General features: G+C 41.0%; 19 protein-coding genes. 1 reads left to right on the top strand and 18 read right to left on the bottom strand.

Annotated elements, in window-relative coordinates:
* Positions 1–119: 119 nt before the first annotated feature.
* The 4 genes from nrdF to ACWIB3_RS10255 all read right to left on the bottom strand — a co-directional run bounded on the left by nrdF (position 120) and on the right by ACWIB3_RS10255 (position 3,936).
* Complete coding sequence (nrdF, locus tag ACWIB3_RS10270; RefSeq protein ID WP_185213387.1) at positions 120–1,106, bottom strand: class 1b ribonucleoside-diphosphate reductase subunit beta; 987 nt, start codon at positions 1,104–1,106, stop codon at positions 120–122.
* 102 nt (positions 1,107–1,208) lie between these two features.
* Positions 1,209–3,314, bottom strand: a complete 2,106-nt coding sequence (nrdE, locus tag ACWIB3_RS10265; protein WP_185213388.1) for a class 1b ribonucleoside-diphosphate reductase subunit alpha — start codon at positions 3,312–3,314, stop codon at positions 1,209–1,211.
* Positions 3,274–3,681: a class Ib ribonucleoside-diphosphate reductase assembly flavoprotein NrdI gene (gene nrdI, locus ACWIB3_RS10260; RefSeq protein WP_185213389.1), complete on the bottom strand. Its 408-nt coding sequence runs from the start codon at positions 3,679–3,681 to the stop codon at positions 3,274–3,276. The genes nrdE and nrdI overlap by 41 nt, the downstream gene beginning before the upstream one ends.
* A gap of 21 nt (positions 3,682–3,702) precedes the next feature.
* Positions 3,703–3,936, bottom strand: coding sequence for a glutaredoxin family protein (locus ACWIB3_RS10255; protein WP_254529540.1), 234 nt, complete (start codon positions 3,934–3,936; stop codon positions 3,703–3,705).
* A 470-nt stretch (positions 3,937–4,406) separates the two neighbouring features.
* On the opposite strand from ACWIB3_RS10255, the gene ACWIB3_RS10250 reads away from it, so the two are divergent.
* Positions 4,407–6,803, top strand: a complete 2,397-nt coding sequence (locus ACWIB3_RS10250; RefSeq protein WP_454291537.1) for a prolyl oligopeptidase family serine peptidase — start codon at positions 4,407–4,409, stop codon at positions 6,801–6,803.
* 190 nt (positions 6,804–6,993) lie between these two features.
* Here ACWIB3_RS10250 and ACWIB3_RS10245 read toward each other — a convergent pair whose 3' ends face one another.
* The 14 genes from ACWIB3_RS10245 to ACWIB3_RS10180 all read right to left on the bottom strand — a co-directional run bounded on the left by ACWIB3_RS10245 (position 6,994) and on the right by ACWIB3_RS10180 (position 22,579).
* The gene (locus ACWIB3_RS10245; protein ID WP_454291536.1) at positions 6,994–7,515 is read right to left on the bottom strand and encodes a DUF2911 domain-containing protein; all 522 of its coding nucleotides are present in this window, start codon (positions 7,513–7,515) and stop codon (positions 6,994–6,996) included.
* Positions 7,516–7,979: 464 nt separating this feature from the next.
* Complete coding sequence (gene ilvA / locus ACWIB3_RS10240; protein ID WP_185213392.1) at positions 7,980–9,233, bottom strand: threonine ammonia-lyase IlvA; 1,254 nt, start codon at positions 9,231–9,233, stop codon at positions 7,980–7,982.
* A 55-nt stretch (positions 9,234–9,288) separates the two neighbouring features.
* Complete coding sequence (locus ACWIB3_RS10235; protein WP_454291535.1) at positions 9,289–10,449, bottom strand: 2-isopropylmalate synthase; 1,161 nt, start codon at positions 10,447–10,449, stop codon at positions 9,289–9,291.
* A 34-nt stretch (positions 10,450–10,483) separates the two neighbouring features.
* Positions 10,484–11,557 (bottom strand): 3-isopropylmalate dehydrogenase, encoded by a 1,074-nt coding sequence (leuB, locus tag ACWIB3_RS10230; protein WP_454291534.1) that lies wholly within the window; start codon positions 11,555–11,557, stop codon positions 10,484–10,486.
* 3 nt (positions 11,558–11,560) lie between these two features.
* The gene (locus tag ACWIB3_RS10225) at positions 11,561–12,967 is read right to left on the bottom strand and encodes an ATP-binding cassette domain-containing protein (RefSeq protein WP_454291533.1); all 1,407 of its coding nucleotides are present in this window, start codon (positions 12,965–12,967) and stop codon (positions 11,561–11,563) included.
* Positions 12,968–13,023: 56 nt separating this feature from the next.
* Positions 13,024–13,608 carry a 3-isopropylmalate dehydratase small subunit gene (gene leuD, locus ACWIB3_RS10220; protein ID WP_185213395.1) on the bottom strand — a complete coding sequence of 195 codons (585 nt, stop codon included), beginning with the start codon at positions 13,606–13,608 and terminating at the stop codon, positions 13,024–13,026.
* A 12-nt stretch (positions 13,609–13,620) separates the two neighbouring features.
* A complete protein-coding gene (leuC, locus tag ACWIB3_RS10215) occupies positions 13,621–15,018 on the bottom strand; it encodes a 3-isopropylmalate dehydratase large subunit (protein ID WP_454291532.1) in 1,398 nt (465 codons plus the stop codon).
* Between the two features lie 97 nt (positions 15,019–15,115).
* Entirely contained in the window at positions 15,116–16,597 is a 1,482-nt protein-coding gene (ilvC, locus tag ACWIB3_RS10210) for a ketol-acid reductoisomerase (protein ID WP_454291531.1), read from the bottom strand.
* A gap of 42 nt (positions 16,598–16,639) precedes the next feature.
* Entirely contained in the window at positions 16,640–17,110 is a 471-nt protein-coding gene (locus ACWIB3_RS10205; RefSeq protein WP_454291530.1) for a DinB family protein, read from the bottom strand.
* A 5-nt stretch (positions 17,111–17,115) separates the two neighbouring features.
* The gene (locus tag ACWIB3_RS10200) at positions 17,116–17,487 is read right to left on the bottom strand and encodes a glyoxalase superfamily protein (protein WP_313261724.1); all 372 of its coding nucleotides are present in this window, start codon (positions 17,485–17,487) and stop codon (positions 17,116–17,118) included.
* Positions 17,488–17,498: 11 nt separating this feature from the next.
* Positions 17,499–18,089 (bottom strand): acetolactate synthase small subunit, encoded by a 591-nt coding sequence (gene ilvN / locus ACWIB3_RS10195; RefSeq protein WP_185213400.1) that lies wholly within the window; start codon positions 18,087–18,089, stop codon positions 17,499–17,501.
* 2 nt (positions 18,090–18,091) lie between these two features.
* The gene (gene ilvB / locus ACWIB3_RS10190) at positions 18,092–19,834 is read right to left on the bottom strand and encodes a biosynthetic-type acetolactate synthase large subunit (protein WP_185213401.1); all 1,743 of its coding nucleotides are present in this window, start codon (positions 19,832–19,834) and stop codon (positions 18,092–18,094) included.
* A gap of 170 nt (positions 19,835–20,004) precedes the next feature.
* Positions 20,005–21,705 (bottom strand): dihydroxy-acid dehydratase, encoded by a 1,701-nt coding sequence (ilvD, locus tag ACWIB3_RS10185; RefSeq protein WP_454291529.1) that lies wholly within the window; start codon positions 21,703–21,705, stop codon positions 20,005–20,007.
* Positions 21,689–22,579 carry a branched-chain amino acid transaminase gene (locus ACWIB3_RS10180; protein ID WP_185213403.1) on the bottom strand — a complete coding sequence of 297 codons (891 nt, stop codon included), beginning with the start codon at positions 22,577–22,579 and terminating at the stop codon, positions 21,689–21,691. The genes ilvD and ACWIB3_RS10180 overlap by 17 nt, the downstream gene beginning before the upstream one ends.
* Between the last annotated feature and the right edge of the window lie 289 nt (positions 22,580–22,868).

The raw sequence follows: 22,868 nt of genomic DNA, 5'->3' as shown, positions 1-22,868 counted from the left end.
AAGACAGGGGACGCGAGATAAGCTAGAAAGTTCTAATGTCTTATGTCTGTTGTCTTATGTCTATAAAAAAAACTCCCCTCAGTTTACCTGAGGGGAGTTTTTTTTTATAACAAAGAATATTAAATCTCTACTGTAGCATCTAATAGGAAATCTTCATTTTTTAGGTGGACGATTTCCGTTGCTTTTTCGTAGTTAGTAGATTTTTTGGAGAAGAAATCGTGTTGGGTGGTTTCTGTGTTCAGACCGTTCAATACGATTGGGTTTACTTGTTTTACCTCGAAGATAGGTTCGAAACCTAAGTTCATTAGGGCTTTGTTTCCGTTGTAACGTACGTATTCCTTTACCTCAGCAGTCAATCCTACTACGGTGTACAATTCTTCTGTGTATTTGATTTCGTTCTCGTACAGCTCGTTTAATAGGTCTAGGAAGCGTTGTTTAACTTCAGCTTTGTTCTGCAGTCTTGCAAATACCTCTTGACCGATAAGGCCAACGAATACACCGTGGATAGATTCATCAGCGATGATCTTCTTGATGATATCGGCAGAAGCTACCATCTGTCCCTGACCGCATAACCATAAAGGCAAGAAGAAACCAGAGTAGAAAAGGAAAGATTCCAATAAAACCGAAGCACCTAGAGCCATGAACAGTTCTTCGTCAGATACATTTTCTTTATCGATGGCACGGTAGTACTTGTCGATCGTTGAAGCTTTGTACTGTAAGAATTTGTTTTGGGAAACCCATCCGAAAACGTCATTGATTTCATTGGTTGTGGAAACCGTTGTAAAGATGGTTGAATATGATTTGGCGTGGATCGCTTCCATCATACACATATAAGAAAGAACAGCTTTGTTCTGCAATGAGTCAATGTGGTCAATGATCTTTGGCATACCGGTATGGCTTTGTAGGGTATCCAATAATGTAAGACCGCCTAGGGCTTTCTTATAACATTCTTTCATATCCCAGCTTAGGCCTTTCCAGCTGTCTATATCCTTGGAAGGGATGTATTCTGTATCGATCCAGAATTGTCTGATATTCTGTTCCCAGAACATCAAGGCGTAATCGTTGTCCGGTGTATTCCAGTTTACCGCTGTAAATTGTTTGCTCATTGCTTTTCTTATATCTTTTAGTTGAAGAAGCTGAACTGGATAATTTTCAATTTCCAGTTCAGCTTCTCCGTGATTTATGTCTTGGGTTCTAACGAGAATGTCTTATGCTGAACAAGAGATACATTCCTCGATGGTAGATTTACGCGTACGGGTGTAGTACAATGATTTCAGTCCTAACTTATGGGCGTAAATGTAGTATTTCGCTAGATCACGAGTGGAGTCTTTTGAATTGGTGTGAAGGATGGTGGATACCCCTTGGTCAATATGACGTTGGATAACCGAGATCAACTTCAACACTTTCATCTGGTCCATATCGTAAGCTGATTTGAAATAGAAGTAGTTGTCATTGGTCAAGTAAGGCATTGGATAATAAGTCGTACTATCACCGTACTCTCTTACTTCGATGATGTCCACGATCGGCATCACAGAAGCAGTTGCATTCATGATGTATGAAGTAGACTGGTTAGGAGCGATCGCTAAGCGGTACGCATGGTAAACACCATGTTCAGCCACTTGAGCTTTTAGGTTCGCCCAATCTTCCAATGTTGGGATGTGGATGCCTTCGAACAATTCTTTTACTTTTTCCGTTTTCGGCGTGTATTCATGCGAAAGGTATTTATCGAAATAAGTACCATCAGCGTAAGCTGATTTTTCGAATCCTACGAAAGTCTGTTGGCGTTCTTTTGCAATCTCCATGGAAGCCTCGATAGAATAGTAGTTCATGGCCATGAAGAAGATGTTGGCGAAATCCAATGCTTCGGTAGATTCGTACATGATAAAGCTTTTCGCTAGGTAGCCATGTAGGTTCATTGCTCCTAAACCAACAGAGTGAAGCTCGCGGTTTGCTTTAGCGATGGAAGGAACCATTTCGATATTGGTGACATCAGAAACCACGGTTAAGGCACGCATAGCGGTTTTAACAGTTTCTTTGATGCGTTTGTTGTCCATGACCGTTGCAATGTTCAAGGAGCCTAGGTTACAGGAAATACCGTAACGGATAGTGTCTTCTTTACCGTAAATGTTGATATCAGATACTTCTGATACTTGCATGATCTCGGTACACAGGTTAGAGAATTTTACTTTACCGATTCCATTCAATGCGTGTGCACGGTTGGTGTTCTCTTTGAAGAAGATGTATGGGTATCCCGACTCTTTTTGTGTCTGAGCGATTTTCACCAATAGGTGACGGGCATTGATTTTTTTCTTTTTAACGTTAGGGTTGGTTATCAACTCATCGTACATCGCATCCATGTCAATTTCATCAAGGTACTGACCGTACTCTTGCATTACTGTGTGCGGGTAGATCAGGTAGCAAGGCTCATCCTTTTCTGCTAATTCCATGAATTTATCAGGAACGATAATACCGATGGATAGAGACTTGATACGAACTTTCTCGTCTACGTTGATTTTTTTACAATCCAAGAATTCTTCGATATCCGAGTGGAAAATGTTTAAGTATACAGCACCTGCACCTGGGCGTTGACCAAGTTGGTTAGCATAGGAGAAGGTATCTTCCATGATTTTCATGATCGGTAATACTCCACCAGCACGGCCTTCCACACCTTTGATGGCTTCGCCACGGGCACGGATCTTGGAGATGTTGAAAGAAACTCCACCACCGATAGAAGATAGTTTCATTGCCGAATCGACAGCATAGCCGATACCATTCAGGTTATCGCCGATTTCGTCCAAGAAACATGACACCAGTTCGCCGGAGCGTTTTTTACCAGCGTTCAAGAAAGTCGGGGTAGCGGGCTGATATTCTTGACTGATCATGATTTCGGCATACTCGATAGCTTTCTGTACGCCTTCTTCTCTAGCCAAGAATAGGGCTACAGCAACGACGCGGTCTTCATAGCGTTCCAAGAACTTCTCGCCAGAGTCATCGCGCAGGGCGTAACTTTGGAAGAACTTGAATGCAGCCATAAAGGATTGGAAACGGAATTTTTTGGCGAATACATAGTTGTATACCTCTTCCATTTGCTCAAACGTAAACCATTGGTAGAAATCGATATAATAATCGTTTTCGACCAAATAGTCGATTTTTTCCTTCAATGTATAGAAGAACACGGTGTTCTTGTTTACATATTCCAGGAAATAGGCGCGTACAGCCTCCTTGTCTTTATGCAAGCTGAACTCGTCATCATGTTTGATCATGATTTCGTTGTTAAGCAATATCCAGTTTTTCGCTACCTCGTTTGCTATCATAGTACTGATTTTTTATGATGTCAATAAATTGATTAATATCTTCCATTGTGCCTGAAAGTTCGAATTTCATCGCCGTAGGGATGTCGAATATTTCAGAGATTTTGTCTGCAGCCACGGCAAAGTTTCTTCCCCAGTTGCGGTTACCACTTGAAGTAACGGAACTGATGAGGTGACTTTTTTCTTTCATGAATGCATCGGTTTTGTCTGGCACTTTACCAAAGTTGGTGGTATAAGTGATTAGATGTCCAGCTTCCTTACCTTCCAAGTCATCTTGGATGCGGATGGCTGTCCAGCCGGTAATCTGAACCACTTTATTGATAAAGCGTTCCACATTACCTGTTCGAGAATCATAGTATAAATAAATCATAATTCCTCCGGTTTATGATTATTACAATGCGATTTGATCGAGTTCATTTGGATTGAATCCAATGATTCGGTTTTTGATTTCATCGTTCTCCAGTACGATCACAGTCGGTACGGTACGAACTTTAAACTTAACGGCTAATTCAGGTTCGTCGAAAGGATTAATGGTTTCATAGGCAATACCTTTACTGTCTAGGTATGCCGATACTTGTGCGCATGGTGCACAGTCATTTTTTTCGAATTTAATGATTCTTGCCATGATATATTAAGTTTAAAAGAATTTTAGCTGAATAAGCCTTGGTCCTTTGATAAATAAAAAAAACGTTGTGACTTAAGAAGGTCATTTTCTTAAGTAGAACAAATATCTCTTATTTTTCCTCGGAGCGGTAACGATACTTTTCCACATTGATTTCCAAAATCAGGTTAAAACATGCTTGGTAACATTCACTTATTGTTAAAGGCTTGTTTTACAGCTTTATAACTATGTTGATAACTTATGGGGGATAATTTTAGGGCGGAAATCGTTCCTCTTTTTATTGTCAAATTACCTTGCAATTTTTGTTAATATTAACCAAAATCGTTATATATTTTTAAAAGTAAATTATAAAATAATATATTGTTAGATTTGTGTAAATCTAATGTGCTACTTTATTAACAATTGTTAGGAAGTACGACCCGAACCAAGGGTGACTATTAATGAATTTATTAAATGTTTATGAAACCATAATTATGAAATGTAAATTTTTAGTACCATTTCTCTTGTTGTTTTCGAGTGTGTCTGCTCAAGAGAATGTAACCTTTCAAAAACCATCCACAGAAATCCTTCAATTAGCAGATTTCAAGCGTCCGCCGAGCATCCAGATGAGCAGCGACAAGAATTGGGTACTGTCTATGTACCGCCCAACCTACAAAACGCTTTCTGAACTGGGCGTGGAGGAAACGAAGCTTGCAGGTCTACGGATCAATGCAAAGGCGCACATCTCGAGTACCGAGACCTATTTTGACGCCCTTAGCCTAAGTCCAGCTGGATCCAAAGAGGTGATCGAAATCCAATTGCCAGAGATGGCAAAGGTATCGAACGTGAGCTTTTCACCAGATTCGAAGAAGTTGGCCTTTACCAACAGCCAGGAAAATGGAGTGGCTCTCTTTGTTTTTGACATCGAAAAGAGAGAACTGAAAAAACTAACGGAGTATAACCTCAATGCTGTCATGCACGACCCATATATGTGGTACAAGACTTCAGATCGCTTGCTGTTAAGTTTGATTGATGGATCCGCAACCGATAAGGTTAGGAATCCAGATGAGTTGCCAACGGGGCCGGTGGTATCGAGTTCGACAGGACAGGTTTCGCAATTGCGTACCTATCAGGATCTATTGAAAAACCCGCAAGATGAGCAACAATTCGAGAACCTGGTGAAGTCCAAATTGGTTTGGTTAGGTTTGGATGGAAAGGAAGAGCCTTTTAAAAATGCTGACCTGCACATGAATTCATCAGTATCTCCTGATGGTCAATATGTTTTGGTCACTACCCTGAAAAAGCCTTTCTCCTATGTTGTTTCTTATGGAAGCTTCCCAATGGAAACGAATGTGTATGACCTAATGGGGAACTTGGTAAAGAAGGTGAACGAGACGCCATTGATGGAAATCATGCCGAAAGGATTCTCTTCCACACGACCTGGCAAACGTTCTTTGTCATGGAGAACGGATAAACCTGCGACACTTGCCTTTGTACAGGCATTGGACGGGGGAGATGCCAATAAGCCAGCAGAATTTAGAGATGAGCTCTTTGTTTGGGATGCACCTTTCAATGCTGAACCAAAATCCCTGATCAAGATCAAAGACCGCTATGCAGGAACTCTATGGGGCAACGATGACTATGCCTTGGTATATAGCCAATGGTATGATACCAGAAATGGGAAGACCTACTTACTGAATCCAAGTACCGGTAAAAATCAGGTGATCTATGACCTGAATGTTCAGGATATCTATTCAAATCCAGGGACACCATATCGTGATAAGAATGATTTCGGTGCCTATAGCATGTATATCAAAAACGGCAAGTCTTATTGGATAGGTAATGGCTATACCAAAGAAGGGGAATATCCATTTATCGATGAATATGACTTCAAGACGCTGAAGAAGAAACGTATCTACACGGCGAAGGAGTCGAAGATGCAGGAGCGTATCTATTCGGTAATCGATATGGCCAAAGGAGATATCTTGGTTTCTCTGCAATCACCTACTGATTTCCCTAATTACTATTCCAAAAATATCAAGACCGGCAAGGAAAAGGCCGTAACTGAGATAGCCAATCCATTCCAGTCCTTGGCGAATGTCCACAAGGAAGTGTTGAACTACAAGCGTAAGGATGGAGTTGACCTTTCAGGTACTTTGTACCTGCCAGCAGGCTATGACAAGAAAGAGAAGTTGCCTTTATTGATCTGGGCTTACCCTCGTGAATATAAGGATAAGAGTACTGCAGGCCAGAGCACCAATAATCCTAAGGAATTCACTTTTCCTAGTTATGGGTCCTTTATTTATTGGGTAGCTAAAGGATATGCAGTATTGGATAATGCGGCTTTCCCGATCGTGGGTGAAGGTACGCAAGAACCTAATGATAATTTTATCGAGCAATTGGTTGGCAATGCCGAAGCTGCCATCGATGCGGTGGACAAGTTGGGCTATGTGGACAGAAATAAGGTAGCTGTTGGAGGTCACTCGTATGGTGCCTTTATGACTGCACACTTGTTGAGCAATTCTAAGCTGTTTGCAGCAGGTATTGCGCGTTCCGGTGCATACAACCGTACCTTGACTCCTTTTGGTTTCCAGAGCGAGCAAAGGAACCTTTGGGATGATCCAAACCTATATATCACCATGTCGCCTTTCTTTAGCGCGGACAAGATGAAGACGCCGATGTTGTTGGTTCATGGTGCTGCAGATAATAATCCTGGTACTTTTACTTTGCAGACTGAGCGTTATTTCCAAGCATTGAAAAACTTGGGTGCTCCAGTAAGAATGGTCTTGTTGCCAAGAGAGTCTCATGGCTATGCAGCGAAGGAAAACATCTTCCATCTTCTTTGGGAACAAGACCAGTTCCTGGAGAAGTATGTGAAGAATAAACAGTAGACAGTAGATTATAGACAATAGACAATAGACTTGGTAGGGCCGTAAGCATTTTTTTATGGCTTTAATGTGTGACCAAGGGTTTATAAACAAAGGGGAGTTCCCGTTGGTTTGTCGCCTGAAAGACTCTGATGTCTTTTGTCTAGTCTCTAAATAAAATGAAGGAGTCCTTTTGTAAAAGGACTCCTTCATTTTATTTATCCGCTTTAACCGAAATTGGCAGGCCGTAATCGCCCCATTTCACTTTGATGGTTCCATCTTTGTCAGCGGTGATTTTGAGGCGTTCCAGGTTTTCACCGTTTTCCTCATTGTCGACTTGCACGCGTAAGGCATCATCCTTTTCGTTGTAATCGGTACCCCATTGTTTCCATGTTTTATTAAAGATCATGGTTGATTGGGATTCACCTGGAATGGAATACAAGCTGTATTTTCCAGCAGGAAGTTTTTGGCCGTTTACCAATACGTTTTTGTCGAATTCTACGGTAGTAGCTTCATTGGCTCCTGTTCTCCAAACCTCCCCAACTTTTGCAAGGTCTACACCTAACTTACGTCCTTTTAAAGAAGGGCTGCTGTACTTGATTGAGATGGTTACTCCATCATCTGTAGTGACCATGGCACTGTCCGCTGGACTAGCCTTTGGCTTTTTTTCTTGAGCTTGAGCCATGGAAAAACCGCACAGCAAGGTCAAGATTAATAAGATTGTTGATGCTTTCATCGTAAGTATGATTTTGGTTATTGACTAAATAATAAACTGAAATTAGCGATAATTGTTGTATAATTTAGTTGTAAATCAATAAGTTATTTAAAATTTAAGATAACATTAGGATTTATTTACACTTCTTAACATTAAATATCTCTAATATTGATTTATAATCTATCCTAGAATTTAGGTTTGTTAGTTAGATAAAGTTATGATAGATTAAAATTTTCTAGAACATCTATTTGTATTGGCAAGCGGGTAAAATTAAGCTAATGCAGATAGGTGTTCTTCTTTTTGGGATTGGCATTTGTTGACGGTCAATAAATTAGGATTTCCAGTCCTTATCTACGCTTAAACTTTTTTAGTTGTTTTGTAACAAAAGAGTCAAAAAATTGATAATATCTGTAAAACAAAAAAGCAACGACCATAAGAAATAATGGCCGTTGCATCTACTTTATTTTGGAGGGTTAGTTGCGTTTTTATACCAGATACTCAAATAATGTCTGGTCTTTGTTCAATTCGATAAAGTCAAATTTATAAGACTTTAATCGTTCTATAAATGTAATATAATCATTTGGATCATTTAATTCAATACCAATTAAGGCAGGACCTCTTTCTCGTTCTGTTTTTTTGATGTATTCAAAACGAGTGATATCATCTTTAGGACCAAGTACTTCGGTAACCAATAATTTCAATGCGCCAGGTCTTTGCGGGAAGCGAACGATAAAGTAATGTTTAAATCCTTCATACAATAAGGAAAGCTCTTTGATCTCGCTCATTCGGTCGATATCGTTGTTTCCTCCAGAAATGATACAGACTACTTTTTTGCCTTTGATTTCATCTTTGTGGAAATCCAATGCCGCAACTGAAAGTGCCCCTGCAGGTTCTACTACAATGGCATCCTTATTATATAATTCTAGAATGGTCGTGCAGATCTTGCCTTCAGGAATCGATTTCACACCGTCCAACAGTTTTGAACTGATGTCGAAGGTCAGAGTCCCAACTTTCTTAACTGCAGCACCATCAACGAATTTATTTATTTGCTCCAGTTCAATCGGGCTACCATTCTGGATTGCCGCCTGCATGGATGGAGCCCCTTCTGGCTCTACGCCATAACATTTTACTCCAGGAGCAAATTTGCGGATATGATAGCTTACTCCTGAAGATAGGCCACCACCACCAATAGGAATAAAAATCGCGTCTACATCAGGTAAATCTTCAAGGATTTCAACAGCAACTGTTCCTTGACCTTCAATGACTTTCAGGTCATCAAACGGAGGGATAAAGGTCATGTTATGTTCCTTGGTATATTCTAAAGCGGCTTTTTGGCAGTCATCGAAAGTGTCGCCAATCAGAACGATTTCGATATTGCCATTCCCCCACATCTCAGTTTGGGTAATTTTTTGTCTTGGGGTAGGACCGGGCATAAAGATTACGCCTTTGATATCTAATTTTTTGCAGGATAAGGCCACGCCTTGGGCATGGTTTCCAGCACTGGCACAGACAACACCACGTTCTCTTTCTTCTTGGGAAAGACTGCAGATTTTGTTGAAAGCACCACGTAATTTATAAGATCTCACTACTTGGAGATCTTCCCTTTTAAGATAGACCTCAGCTCCGTATTTTTCAGAAAGATGATGGTTGTACTGCAATGGCGTACGGGTAACCACATCCTTGATCTGTTCTTTAGCAGCAACCGAGTCTATGGTCAATGTTGATAGGTCCAAACTCATTCTAATCTGTTCGTTTGTTTAGGTGGATGTAAAGGCTGGTCACCCAGCCTTTGAATTAATTTTCTTTTACCAAGATCAGCAAATCCTCATCGCAGATTTCTTTTTTGGCATCTGCTAAGATCAAGAATCGTTGGTAACAATCTGCTAATTTATCTTTATCTAGGTTATAACCTAGTCTTTCAAGATGGTGTTTCAAAGCGTGACGACCTGAACGAGCCGTTAAGATAATGTCTGCTTCTTCCAAGCCTACATCCTCTGGACGGATGATCTCGTAATTCTCACGGTGTTTTAGGAAGCCATCTTGGTGGATTCCGGAGCTATGTGCGAAAGCATTACGGCCAACGATAGCTTTGTTCGGCTGTACCGGCATCTTCATCATTTCACTTACTTTTCTGGAAAGGTAAGTGAACATTCTGCTGTCGATATTGGAAGATAATCCTCCAAAAGCCTGGTTGTGTACTTTCAGGATCATGGCAACTTCTTCCAGAGAAGTATTTCCTGCGCGTTCACCGATTCCGTTGATGGTACATTCCACCTGGCGAGCACCATTTTGGATGGCTGCAATGGAATTGGCAGTCGCTAATCCTAAGTCGTTATGGCAATGTGCTGAAATAATGGCCTGATCGATGTTCTTTACATTTTCTTTCAGGTATTTGATTTTGGAGCCATATTGATCCGGTAAACAATATCCATTGGTATCTGGAATATTAACAACCGTTGCGCCAGCGGCAATCACTGACTCGATCATTTTTGCCAAGAACTCTAAATCGGCACGGCCAGCATCCTCCGCATAGAATTCAACATCTTCTACATAAGATTTGGCATGCTTTACAGCTGCTACAGCACGTTCTAGGATTTCTTCACGGGTACTGTTGAATTTATATTTGATGTGCATGTCTGAAGAGCCGATTCCAGTATGGATACGGGGTCTTTTTGCATATTTCAATGCATCAGCAGCAACATCGATATCGTTCATGTTAGCACGGGTCAGTGCACAGATGATCACATCATTAACAGCCTTGGATAGTTCGACAACCGATTGGAAATCTCCAGGGCTTGAAACAGGAAATCCTGCTTCAATAATATCTACCCCTAAGCGTTCCAAATCTTTGGCAATTTCGATTTTTTCAGGAGTTGTCAATTGGCAACCCGGCACTTGCTCACCGTCACGTAATGTCGTATCGAAAATGTATAAGTGATTAGGATCGTGTAACATATTGTCTCAATTTATGTTTATACCTTGATTAATTCTATTTCAAAAACTCTAAAACTTTAGCGCCCATTTCCTGAGTGCCTAAAATCTTTTCGGTTGGGGTATCTGCATTGGCGATATCACCAGTTCTCCAACCAGCTTTCAATGTTTCGGCAACGGCATTGGTTACTTCTTTTGCCTCATCTTGTAAACCGAAGGCGATGTCCAACATCAATGCGGCTGAAAGGATAGAAGCTAGCGGATTAGCTTTATTTTGTCCCGCGATGTCATGTGCAGAACCATGGATAGGTTCAAAGAATCCTGTTCCATCACCCACAGAAGCCGAAGCTAACATCCCCATTGAACCGGCGATCTGTGATGCTTCATCAGTTAAGATGTCACCAAAAAGGTTTGCCGTCAATACCACATCAAATTTCTTAGGGTTCTTAACCAATTGCATGGCTGCATTATCGATGAACATGTGTTCAGTCTCAACATCTGGATATTCTTTCGAGATTTCTTGGACAACCTCTCTCCACAATCTTGATGTTTCCAATACGTTGGCTTTATCCACTGAACAAAGTTTTTTACTTCTCGTCCTTGCTGCATCGAATGCTTTACGGGCAATACGGTCAACTTCGTAGCGGTTATAGTTCATCAGATCGGAAGCGAAACTATTGTCTTCATTACGTCTCTTTTCACCGAAATAAACATCACCTGTTAATTCACGGAAGAAAAGGATATCAGTACCACGAAGGACTTCTGGTTTCAGGCTTGAAGCATCCAATAGTTCATCGAACAACAGGATAGGACGTAAGTTGGCATATAAGCCTAATTCCTTACGAATCTTTAATAAGCCCTGTTCAGGACGTACCTTGGCAGAAGGGTCATTATCATATTTAGCATGACCGATCGCACCGAAAAGGATAGCGTCAGAAGCTTTTGCTTTTTCTAGTGTTTCATCTGGTAATGGATTTCCTGTAGCTTCAATAGCAGTGTGGCCCATGATTGCCTCGTCGAAAATAAATTCGTGATTATATTTTTCGGCAATTTTATTCAGAACTTCTTTTCCCCAGGTAGTAACCTCTTGTCCAATTCCATCTCCGGGAATAATAAGAATGTTTTTCTTCATGTGTTATAAAACGTTTTCAACTTTATTTTCCAAGGCGATGACTTCACCTTTTTCTAATACAATTCTTTTTTCAATGCAGCTCGGAAGCTGACTTTCATAATGTCCGACATAGATCAATGTCTTGCCGTGCTGGCAAAGTTCATCGACTACATCATTAAAATACTTTGCTTGCTGCGAATCCAAGCCTTGGCAGGGTTCATCCAATACCAATAATGGAGGATTTTTGATAATGCTCCTGGCTAACATCGCCAAACGCTGTTTGCCTAATGGAAGGGTATGCAGTAATTGATCCTTATGCTCCGTCAAATCAAAGAAAGCCATCAGCTCTTCGATCTGTTTCTTTTCTTGGAACTTGACATCAATGAACCATCCGATACTGTCGTAAAATCCAGAAGCCAGCGTATGCCAAACCGTTGCGTTTTGGTCGAAATACCAGTGCATTTCTGGTGATATCATTCCAATCTTCTGTTTGATGTCCCAAATACTCTCACCGGATCCGCGTTTGTTTCCAAACAGCTCGATGTCCAATCCATAAGATTGCGGATGATCACCATTGATCAAACTCAATAAGGTGGATTTTCCTGAACCATTCGGACCTTGTAGCAACCATTTCTCGCCTACTTCTACCTTCCAAGATACCTTGTTCAGCACAACCTTCTCACCATACCTGATAATTATATCTTTCAGATCAGCAACCGTGCTATAATTAGTCTCTGGAACCTGGTGAAGAAAAGCAGGCAATTCTTTTTTTACGCGCTCCTCATCTTGGATGACCTCATCAAAAGATCTTACCGATTCGATCTGACCGTCTACAATATGTGCATATCGGTTGATGGATTTTGGTAACTGCCTATCATTTGAAATAATAAAAAGCTGTACACCTTCAGCAACAAGTTCATCTAACCAGATATTCAATTCTAACCTAGATTGCTTATCCAAACCTGTATATGGTTCATCAATGATCAGAAGCTGTGGTTTCAACCAAAGTGACTTTACCAATTGCAATTTCTTGTGCTCTCCACTTGAAAGTTCAATCAATTGAGAATCCATGGTATGTTCAAAACCCATGGCAACAATCTTATCATGGATATCTTCTATCCGAAGGTTTTCCTTCTTTGCAAAATGAAGCAGTTCAGCTTTGACCGTCAGGGTATCATTCCCTTGATGACGATTATAGCGTTGTTGATAATAGAAGTTTCTGTCGCCTTCTAAATTGGTAAACTGATACCAATTAGAAACGTAGATTACTTTTTGAAGGAGAGAGCAATTGGAATCGAATTCAACTTTCACTTCGCCAGCTGCAGTTATCAATCCTGCAATTGCTTTTGCCAAAGTTGTTTTCCCAGCACCACTCTTGCCAGCCAATACATAGTTTTCATCGGGCTCAATAGTCCAAGACAAATTGTTCAAAACAGTAGTTAGACCGTATGAAACCGACAAATTTGATATTTGGACGAAAGCAGCCATTATCTGTTTTGTTCGAAAGCTTCGATTTCCGCTTTTTGGCTTAAGATATAGTCGATATCATCATAGCCATTGATCAGGCATGATTTTTTATAAGGATTGATTTCAAATGTAAATTTGTCATCAGTTCCTTCAATGCCGATAGTTTGAGCTTCTAGGTCAACCACCACTTCCGTATCTGGATTAGCAAAAACCTTCTCAAAGATTTTTTCTAAGAATTCCTCAGGAACCGTGATAGGCAAGACACCGTTGTTCAAGGCATTTCCTTTGAAGATATCTGCAAAGAAAGAGCTAACTACCACATCGAAGCCATAATCTTGAATAGCCCAGGCAGCATGCTCACGAGAGGAGCCACAGCCAAAGTTCTTACCGGCAACCAATACCTTGCCTTTATATGTTGGGTCATTCATAACGAAGTCCGCTTTAGGCTGATCCTCGCTGTCAAAGCGCCAATCGCGGAATAGATTATTTCCAAAACCTTCACGCGTAGTTGCCTTAAGGAAACGGGCAGGGATGATCTGGTCTGTATCTATATTTTCTATCGGTAGAGGAACTACTCGAGAGGATAATTTTTCAAATTTTTTCATGATTCTAATTCTTTACACTAATTCCCTTACGTCTACAATTTTACCAGTTACTGCTGCAGCAGCTGCGGTAAGCGGGCTTACCAGCATGGTGCGTGCGTTTGGTCCTTGTCTACCTTCAAAATTTCTGTTAGAAGTAGAAACACAGTATTTACCAGCAGGGATCTTATCTTCATTCATCCCTAGGCATGCAGAACAGCCAGGTTCACGAAGCATAAAACCTGCTTCTTCAAATATCTTGTCAATACCTTCAAGTTTAGCCTGAGCCTCCACTTGTTTTGATCCTGGAACGATCCACACTTCCACATTCTCCGCCTTATGCTTACCTTGAACGAAGGCCGCTACTTGGCGTAAGTCTTCAATACGGGAGTTGGTACAACTTCCGATGAATACATAATCCACCGGTTTTCCAATGACCTGATCGCCATCGTGGAATCCCATGTAGTTTAAGGCTTTTTGATAAGAAGGGCGTTCATTCTCAGGTTGAGAGGTGGTTGTAGGAATGGACTCCGTGATTCCGATACCCATACCTGGGTTGGTACCATAGGTAATCATCGGCTGTATATCAGCAGCATCAAAGGTCAATACCTTATCAAAATCTGCATCATCATCGGAATACAACGTCTTCCAATAAGCCAATGCTTTATCCCATTCTTCTCCTTTTGGAGCAAATTCACGACCATTTATATAATCAAAAGTCGTTTGGTCAGGTGCAATCAATCCACCACGAGCACCCATTTCAATACTCATATTACAGATGGTCATTCGACCTTCCATACTCAATGAGCGAATAGCAGAACCAGCATATTCAACAAAATAGCCTGTTCCACCAGCTGCAGAAATCTTGGAAATGATGTAAAGGATGATATCTTTAGCACCCACACCTTTTCCTAGTTCACCATTAACCTCGATTTTCATGGTCTTTGGTTTTTGCAGCAATAAACATTGTGTAGCAAATACCTGCTCTACTTGAGAAGTCCCGATTCCAAATGCAATAGCACCAAAAGCGCCATGCGTAGAAGTGTGGCTATCTCCGCATACCATGGTTTTTCCAGGAAGGGTGATGCCTAATTCAGGCCCAATAACATGCACAATGCCTTGGAATGGGTGGCCCAATCCATAAAGTTCAACACCAAACTCCTTACAGTTTTTGGTCAGCATGTCTACTTGGTAGCGAGAAAGTTCTTCTTTGATTGGCAAGTGCTGGTTTAATGTTGGGACATTATGGTCAGCCGTTGCTACAGTTTGATCCGGACGGAGTACAGGCAGTCCTCTTTTGCGCAAACCATCAAATGCCTGTGGGGAGGTCACTTCATGGATGAGGTGGGTATCGATATATATGATATCAGGAAACCCTTCTTGACGCTTGACGACATGTGCATCCCAAATTTTTTCTACTAATGTTTTTCCCATTTTTCTCTTTATCTCTTGTTGGTTTGAAATTTTAAAAGGGGGTAAAATTAAAATATGGTAATTTTACCCCAATTTTAGCTATCTAATTTACGAAAAATTAAACAGTTTGAATAGCTTTCATAGCAGTCATTGCTTTACGCAATTTTCTACCTACGGTTTCTACTTCATGATTTCTTAAAATCTCGTTAACCTGTACTAATTTGATGTTGTCCACGGAACCATCCTTGCCTTCATTGAAGTTTTTACCAACAACATCTGTGTCGATTTTCTTCATGAAATCTGCCAATAATGGCTTACAAGCTTGGTCAAATAAATAACATCCGTATTCAGCTGTGTCAGAAATAACACGGTTCATCTCGAATAATTTCTTACGAGCAATTGTATTTGCGATCAATGGAGTTTCGTGCAATGATTCGTAATATGCCGATTCTGGTTTGATACCAGCTTCAACCATCGTTTCGAAAGCCAATTCAACACCAGCTCTCACGAAAGCAACCATCAATAGATAATTGTCAAAATATTCCTGTTCTGAAATCTTAACATCGCCAGCAGGTGTTTTCTCAAAAGCAGTTTCTCCAGTTTCAGCTCTCCATTTCAATAAGTTTGAATCTCCATTAGCCCAGTCTTCCATCATGGTCTTGCTGAATTCACCAGACATGATGTCATCTTGGTGTTTCTGGAACAATGGACGCATAATATCTTTCAGTTCTTCTGACAATTCAAAAGCCTTGATTTTCGCAGGGTTGGTCAAGCGGTCCATCATACCACTTACACCACCATGTTTTAAAGCTTCAGTAATAACTTCAACACCGTATTGAACAAGTTTTGAAGCATAGCCAGCATCGATTCCTTTTTCTACCATTTTATCAAATGAAAGAATAGAACCTGTTTGCAACAAACCACAAAGGATAGTTTGCTCACCCATTAGATCTGATTTTACCTCTGCTACGAAAGATGATTTCAATACACCAGCACGGTCACCACCAGTACCGGCACAGTAGGCTTTTGCTTCCGCCCAACCTTTGCCTTGTGGGTCATTTTCTGGGTGAACAGCGATCAAGGTAGGAACACCAAATCCTCTCAAGTATTCAGCACGAACCTCTGAACCTGGACATTTTGGAGCTACCATGATAACCGTGATATCCGGGCGGATCTGCATACCTTCTTCAACGATATTGAAACCGTGTGAATAGGATAGGGTAGCACCTTCTTTCATCAATGGCATTACGGCATTGATAACGGATGTATGTTGTTTATCTGGAGTCAAGTTGATAACTAGGTCAGCAGAAGGAATCAATTCTTCGTAAGTTCCAACCTTAAAATTGTTATCTGTTGCATTTTTCCATGAATCTCTTTTTTGTTCAATAGCTTCTTTACGCAATGCATAAGATACGTCCAATCCGCTATCTCTCAAGTTTAAACCTTGGTTCAAGCCTTGAGCTCCACAACCTACGATTACGATTTTTTTACCTTTTAAAGCTTCTACTCCTTCGTTGAATTCGGATGAATTCATGAATTCTGCAACGCCTAATTGATCTAATTGCTCTCTAAGAGGTAATGTGTTGAAATAATTTGCCATTGTAATACTGAATTAAATATTTTTTTCGATTAAGGTTTCTTATTATTTGTTGTTGATTATTCTTTTTTGTGCCGTCGCATAGCCATAGTGCAGGTTGTCATGACCTACCGAAGTGATCAGGACATCTTCAATGCTATTTAACGTAGCGCCATAGGTTGCCGTCTCATAAGGAGTCGTGTTCTTGAAAACTCCGGCATTGTAATCAGCCTCGATCTCACGGATGGAACTCAATGCGATTTCCTTAAGATCATTTACTTCCTCTTGACTTACGAAGTATGTAGGTTTAGTGCCCTTTGCATAGGCATCCACATACTTTACCCAGCTCACGCCTTCACGGATTCCTGTGCGGGTATAGCTTAATGTTTGTGTACTCACTACGATATGTCCAAAATTCCAGATGATATTGTTGTTGAATCCTGTTGGAATTTCGTTCAATTGCTCCAAGGACAATTCATCGATTAATCGGATGAATGCCTTGCGGCCATCGATAATGAATTGGAATACTTTTTCCATTTGTTTTATGCTTCTTTAATCGGCTCGTTGAATGATATCCTATTGCCAAATGGATCAATGACTTGAACACAGTGGCAGTTATAGAATGTTTCCTTGTAGCCGGGTTTATTGTACTTATAATTCTTTTGTATCAATTGCTCATGATATGCCTTTAATCCAGTGCAATTCACAAAAACCTGTGAACCCGGAGTGGCATCTCCATGATGCTCGCTGAGGTGCATTGCCATGCCATCTCTGGAGATCTGCATGTAAATAGGAGAATTGTCATCAAATCGATGTTCCCAGTCAATGTGAAAACCAAGCCAGTCGATGTAAAACTCGACTGCCTTGGCATAATCAAATATCCTGAATATCGGTATGACCTGTTCTACTTGCATGCAAGGATTAATTACATGGTAAAGACATCATCGCGCTGATCCAAATACTCGTTTTCAACAATGTCTGGAGCTGGCTCATTGATTTCAAATTGTTTTAGCTTGGTATGGAAACCAGCACTGTCCTTGATGATGGCGATACGAGCACCACGAACAAATTCTATCAGGTTGTATTTGCCCAATTCCTCTGTAAGCCTGTCGATCTCCTCACGGTGACCTGCTGTTTCGAATACAATATAGTCATTACGGATCACAACTACATTAGCACCGTATTGACGAAGTAAGCGTTCTACCAATACTTTCTCTGCAATCGCGTCTGCTGGTACTTTATAAAGAGCCTGTTCTTGCCAAATCAATTCATCATTGGTGTTGAAGTATGCTTTCAATACCTCCACCTGTTTTTCAACTTGACGGCATAATTTGCGGACCACTTCTTCTGATTCTGTAATCAAGATTGTGAAGCGGTGAATGCCATCCACTTCCGATGGGGAAGTATTTAAGCTCTCGATATTGATTTTACGTCTTGAAAATATCCCCGATATACGGCCTATCATCCCGATAGAGTTTTCTGTGTATATGGTTATGGTATATTCTTGTTTTTCCATGATTACTTCAATCTAATTTCTGACACACTTGTTCCTTGCGCTACCATTGGGAATACATTGTTCTCTTTACCTACCATGATTTCCAATAGGTAAGAGCCATCATGATCCATCATAGTCTGTAGGGCATCCTTTAAATCCTTACGTTCCGAGATCTTATTTCCATCGATATAATATCCTTTCGCAACAGCTACGAAATCTGGGCTGGTGATATTAACGAATGAATATCTCTTATCGTGGAATAGTTGTTGCCATTGGCGGACCATTCCCAAGAACTCATTGTTCAGGATCAAGATCTTCACCTTGGCGCCGAATTGCATAATGGTACCTAATTCCTGAATGGTCATTTGAATACCACCATCACCGATAATAGCTACCACATCACGATGCGGAGCACCATACCAAGCGCCAATTGCCGCTGGCAGACCAAATCCCATCGTTCCCAAACCTCCAGAAGTAACGCTGGATTTCGAACTGTTGAATTTTGCATAACGGCAGGTTACCATTTGGTGCTGACCTACGTCAGTAACAATAACAGCATCTCCACCAGTGATCTCGTTCAATACCTTTAGTACTTCACCCATGGTCATGATGTCAGAGGTAGGGTTCAGTTCATTATGGATTACTTCCTTGATTTCTTCTTTTTCCAAATCCCTGAATTTGCTCAACCAAGCTGCATGATCGCCTTTTTCAACCAATTCTGTCAACATTGGAAGGGTTTCCTTACAATCTCCCCAAACTGGATAATGGGCTTTCACGTTCTTGTCGATTTCAGCAGGGTCTATGTCCAAGTGAACAACTTTTGCCTGTTTTGCATATTTATCCAAACGTCCGGTTACACGGTCATCGAAACGCATTCCGATAGCGATCAACACGTCACATTCATTCGTCATGACATTGGGTGCATAGTTTCCGTGCATACCCAACATACCCACATGCAATGGATGGTCTGTCTCAAGAGCGCTAAGCCCCATAACAGTAGCAGCCGAAGGGATACCCGCTTTTTCGATAAAGGTCTTGAACTCTTGTTCCGCTTTACCCAAAATCACGCCCTGACCAAATAAAATGAATGGTTTCTTTGCCGCATTGATTGCTTTTGCAGCCTCTTCAACATATTCCTTACGAACAATCGGAGCAGGTCTGTAACTACGTACATGCTTGCAGGACTCGTATCCATTGTAATCAAACAATTGGATCTGAGCATTTTTGGTAATATCAATTAATACTGGACCAGGTCTCCCTGTTCTAGCAATATAGAATGCTTTAGCTAATACACTTGGGATCTCATTCGCATCAGTCACCTGATAGTTCCATTTGGTCACAGGTGTGGTGATGTTAATGACGTCAGTTTCTTGAAACGCATCTGTTCCTAGAAGGGAAGCAAAGACTTGACCTGTAATACAGACGATAGGGTTACTATCGATCATTGCGTCTGCCAAACCAGTGACCAGGTTTGTTGCTCCAGGACCGCTTGTTGCAAAAGCTACACCCACACGTCCCGATGTACGTGCATATCCTTGTGCAGCATGAATTCCACCCTGTTCGTGACGTACCAAAATATGCTTCAATTGATCAGTGTAATCATACAATGCATCATAGATCGGCATAATAGCACCTCCTGGATACCCGAATACGGTATCCACCCCCTCGTGGATTAAGGCTTCCATCACAGCCTGGGAACCGCTTACCTGCGTTCCAGCTGCCTTTCTAGTGGTTTCCTTTGTTTCCGTTTTTTCAAGTGTACTCATTTTGTAGTAATTAGTATTAAGTATTTAGTAGTTAGACTTATAGTCTAATACTTTTCTTTAATTTTTTCTGGTTTTTTATTTGAGAGTATTAAGCGTTTATTTATTTAAGACGTAATATTTTTTGCAGAATAATAGGTCTAAATACTAATTACTTAATACTTCCTACTCTATTACAAATCCGTCACACAACCTTGTGATGCATTTGCAACGCTTTTTGCGTATTTGTACAGAACGCCTTTGCTGACTTTCAGTGCTGGCTGTTGCCAAGCTGCTCTGCGTGCGGCAATCTCTTCGTCCGAGACCTGAAGGTTGATGCTGTTGTTGACTGCGTCGATTTCGATGATGTCATCGTCCTGCACCAATCCGATCAATCCCCCTTCGTATGCTTCCGGTGTAATGTGACCTACTACGAATCCATGGGTTCCTCCTGAGAAGCGTCCGTCTGTAATCAAGGCCACAGAACTTCCTAAGCCTGCACCAATGATCAACGACGTTGGCTTCAACATTTCAGGCATTCCTGGAGCCCCCTTAGGTCCTTCGTTCTTGATCACAACCACATCACCTTTTTTGATTCTTCCAGTTTCAAGACCTTTTACCAAATCATGCTCTCCATCAAATACACGTGCTGGACCCGTGAATTTCTCCCCTTCTTTTCCCGAAATCTTCGCTACTGAACCTTCCTCAGCTAGGTTTCCGTAAAGGATCTGCAAGTGACCAGTCGCCTTGATCGGATCATCTAATTTGTGAATGATCGGTTGATTATATTCAATGATCGATTTTACATCCGCTAAGTTCTCTGCTACCGTTTTACCAGTTACCGTCAAACAGTCACCATGTAATAAACCTTCATCCAATAGGTATTTCATCACTGCTGGAATACCACCATATTGGTGTAAATCTTGCATCAAGAACTTACCTGATGGTTTGAAATCTGCCAATACTGGAGTTTCATCCGACATGCGTTGGAAATCATCCGGCGTAACATCTACATCCACTGATTTGCCCATTGCAATAAAGTGAAGTACCGCATTGGTAGATCCTCCTAGGATTACGATGATACGCATGGCATTCTCAAATGCTTTGCGTGTCATGATATCCGAAGGCTTGATGTCCTTCTCCAATAGGATGCGCATATATTTACCGACTTCCAGACATTCCTGTTTCTTCTCATCAGAAACAGCGGGGTTGGAAGAGGAGTATGGCAAGCTCATTCCCATAGCCTCTATCGCTGAAGCCATCGTGTTTGCTGTATACATACCTCCACATGCGCCGGCACCTGGACAAGTATGACGGATAACACCATCATAGTCCTCATCCGAAATGGTTCCAGCTATTTTCTTTCCTAATGCTTCAAATGCTGAAACAATATTTAATTCTTCACCTTTATAATGACCAGGAGCAATTGTTCCTCCGTAGACCATAATGGCAGGGCGGTTCAACCTTCCCATTGCCATGATGGCACCAGGCATGTTCTTGTCACAACCTGGGATAGCCACAACGCCATCATAGTACTGACCACCGCAGATCGTTTCTATACTGTCCGCAATGACATCACGAGACACTAAAGAGTAGCGCATTCCATCCGTTCCGTTACTCATCCCATCACTGACCCCAATCGTTCCAAACGTCAAGCCGACCAGATCGCTGTTCCAAATACCTTTTTTGACGACCTGAGCTAGGTCATTAAGGTGCATGTTACAGGTGTTACCGTCGTAGCCCATGCTCGCGATTCCAACCTGTGCCTTCTCCATATCTGCATCGGTCAGACCGATACCATATAACATGGCTTTCGCAGCTGGTTGAGTTTCATCTTGTGTAAAGATGCGGCTGTACTTGTTGATTCCCTTTTGGTTATCAGATGATGACTTCATAATTATTCTGCTCTAATACTAAATTTTTATATTTTCTTTGGATAGATGCGCCGATGCTATCTTCCCATTCTTCTTGGAAGATCACATCGTCTATTTGTTTTATGCCTATTATTCCCGCTGCTGTACCACTTAAAAAGGCACTGTCAGCTTCGTAAATATCTTTTATGGTAATTCTCTTCTCGATGATATCAAAATTCAAACGCTTACAGATATCGATCACGGTATCCCTGGTAATTCCTGGGAAGATGTTTCCCAAAGGAGGGGTATAGATCTTGAAATCTTTTTCAATGAACAGGTTTTCGCTGGATGCCTGAGCCACAAAACCATCTTGGTCCAACAATAAAGCCTCGTCGAAACCCTTTTGGATAGCATCACTGGTCGCTAATATCGAATTGATATATTGTCCCGAAACCTTGGCATTGATGGGGAAGGACTTCGGGTTCGGTCGTTCAATCCTGGAAATATTTACCTTCAATAGGTTCTGTCCTAAATAAGGACCCCATTCCCAAGCCGCGATCATGATGTTTGCCGTATCAGATGCCGTTAAGTGCATATTGGAGCCCGAATAGATCAAAGGGCGAATATAGGCTGCCCGAAGATTGTTCGCTTCCAAAAGCTCATACGACTTTGCGATCAACTCTCTATTGTCCCACTGATAAGGTAAGCCGATGGCTTTACATGATTGTTGTAAACGGTCGAAATGTTCTTCTGCCTTAAAGATCCTCGTTCCATTGTGAGTGCTGTATGCACGCAGACCTTCGAAGGCTCCATAGCCATAATGTAATGACTGTCCAAACATATCAACTCCAGCATTGCTCGCCTTCACAAACTCCCCATTTAAATAGATCAGTGTATCTTGATTGTAATACTGCATAATAACCTGCCGAATTTGATGTAATACTTGTTTGAAAAAATATCGTTTAGGATTCCCTTCGTTCTGTTTTGTTAAGTTAGCTCGAATTAAAATTCTTTACAATAGCCTAGAAATTTTTTTTGATAAAGTTTTTTATTTCGATGTTTGCTAATTTTAAAAATTATATTTTGTTATACCCTTTAATTTTCTGTTTTATATTTTGTTGTCTGTAGACTAAAATTAAAATTGGTATAATTTTGATTTTTTCAAATTTTTAGGAAACTGGTCGAAATTCTTCCTAAAACCGGCC

It is taken from the genome of Sphingobacterium sp. NPDC055431 (assembly GCF_053644255.1).
This window is presented reverse-complemented; position numbering and strand designations above follow the sequence as displayed.

What these genes read in the sequence shown, in the direction of transcription:
- nrdF (WP_185213387.1), bottom strand. Translation starts at nt 1,106, where the DNA reads ATGAGCAAACAATTTACAGCGGTAAACTGGAATACACCGGACAACGAT.
- nrdE (WP_185213388.1), bottom strand. Translation starts at nt 3,314, where the DNA reads ATGATAGCAAACGAGGTAGCGAAAAACTGGATATTGCTTAACAACGAA.
- nrdI (WP_185213389.1), bottom strand. Translation starts at nt 3,681, where the DNA reads ATGATTTATTTATACTATGATTCTCGAACAGGTAATGTGGAACGCTTT.
- ACWIB3_RS10255 (WP_254529540.1), bottom strand. Translation starts at nt 3,936, where the DNA reads ATGGCAAGAATCATTAAATTCGAAAAAAATGACTGTGCACCATGCGCA.
- ACWIB3_RS10250 (WP_454291537.1), top strand. Translation starts at nt 4,407, where the DNA reads ATGAAATGTAAATTTTTAGTACCATTTCTCTTGTTGTTTTCGAGTGTG.
- ACWIB3_RS10245 (WP_454291536.1), bottom strand. Translation starts at nt 7,515, where the DNA reads ATGAAAGCATCAACAATCTTATTAATCTTGACCTTGCTGTGCGGTTTT.
- ilvA (WP_185213392.1), bottom strand. Translation starts at nt 9,233, where the DNA reads ATGAGTTTGGACCTATCAACATTGACCATAGACTCGGTTGCTGCTAAA.
- ACWIB3_RS10235 (WP_454291535.1), bottom strand. Translation starts at nt 10,449, where the DNA reads ATGTTACACGATCCTAATCACTTATACATTTTCGATACGACATTACGT.
- leuB (WP_454291534.1), bottom strand. Translation starts at nt 11,557, where the DNA reads ATGAAGAAAAACATTCTTATTATTCCCGGAGATGGAATTGGACAAGAG.
- leuD (WP_185213395.1), bottom strand. Translation starts at nt 13,608, where the DNA reads ATGAAAAAATTTGAAAAATTATCCTCTCGAGTAGTTCCTCTACCGATA.
- leuC (WP_454291532.1), bottom strand. Translation starts at nt 15,018, where the DNA reads ATGGGAAAAACATTAGTAGAAAAAATTTGGGATGCACATGTCGTCAAG.
- ilvC (WP_454291531.1), bottom strand. Translation starts at nt 16,597, where the DNA reads ATGGCAAATTATTTCAACACATTACCTCTTAGAGAGCAATTAGATCAA.
- ACWIB3_RS10205 (WP_454291530.1), bottom strand. Translation starts at nt 17,110, where the DNA reads ATGGAAAAAGTATTCCAATTCATTATCGATGGCCGCAAGGCATTCATC.
- ACWIB3_RS10200 (WP_313261724.1), bottom strand. Translation starts at nt 17,487, where the DNA reads ATGCAAGTAGAACAGGTCATACCGATATTCAGGATATTTGATTATGCC.
- ilvN (WP_185213400.1), bottom strand. Translation starts at nt 18,089, where the DNA reads ATGGAAAAACAAGAATATACCATAACCATATACACAGAAAACTCTATC.
- ilvB (WP_185213401.1), bottom strand. Translation starts at nt 19,834, where the DNA reads ATGAGTACACTTGAAAAAACGGAAACAAAGGAAACCACTAGAAAGGCA.
- ilvD (WP_454291529.1), bottom strand. Translation starts at nt 21,705, where the DNA reads ATGAAGTCATCATCTGATAACCAAAAGGGAATCAACAAGTACAGCCGC.
- ACWIB3_RS10180 (WP_185213403.1), bottom strand. Translation starts at nt 22,579, where the DNA reads ATGCAGTATTACAATCAAGATACACTGATCTATTTAAATGGGGAGTTT.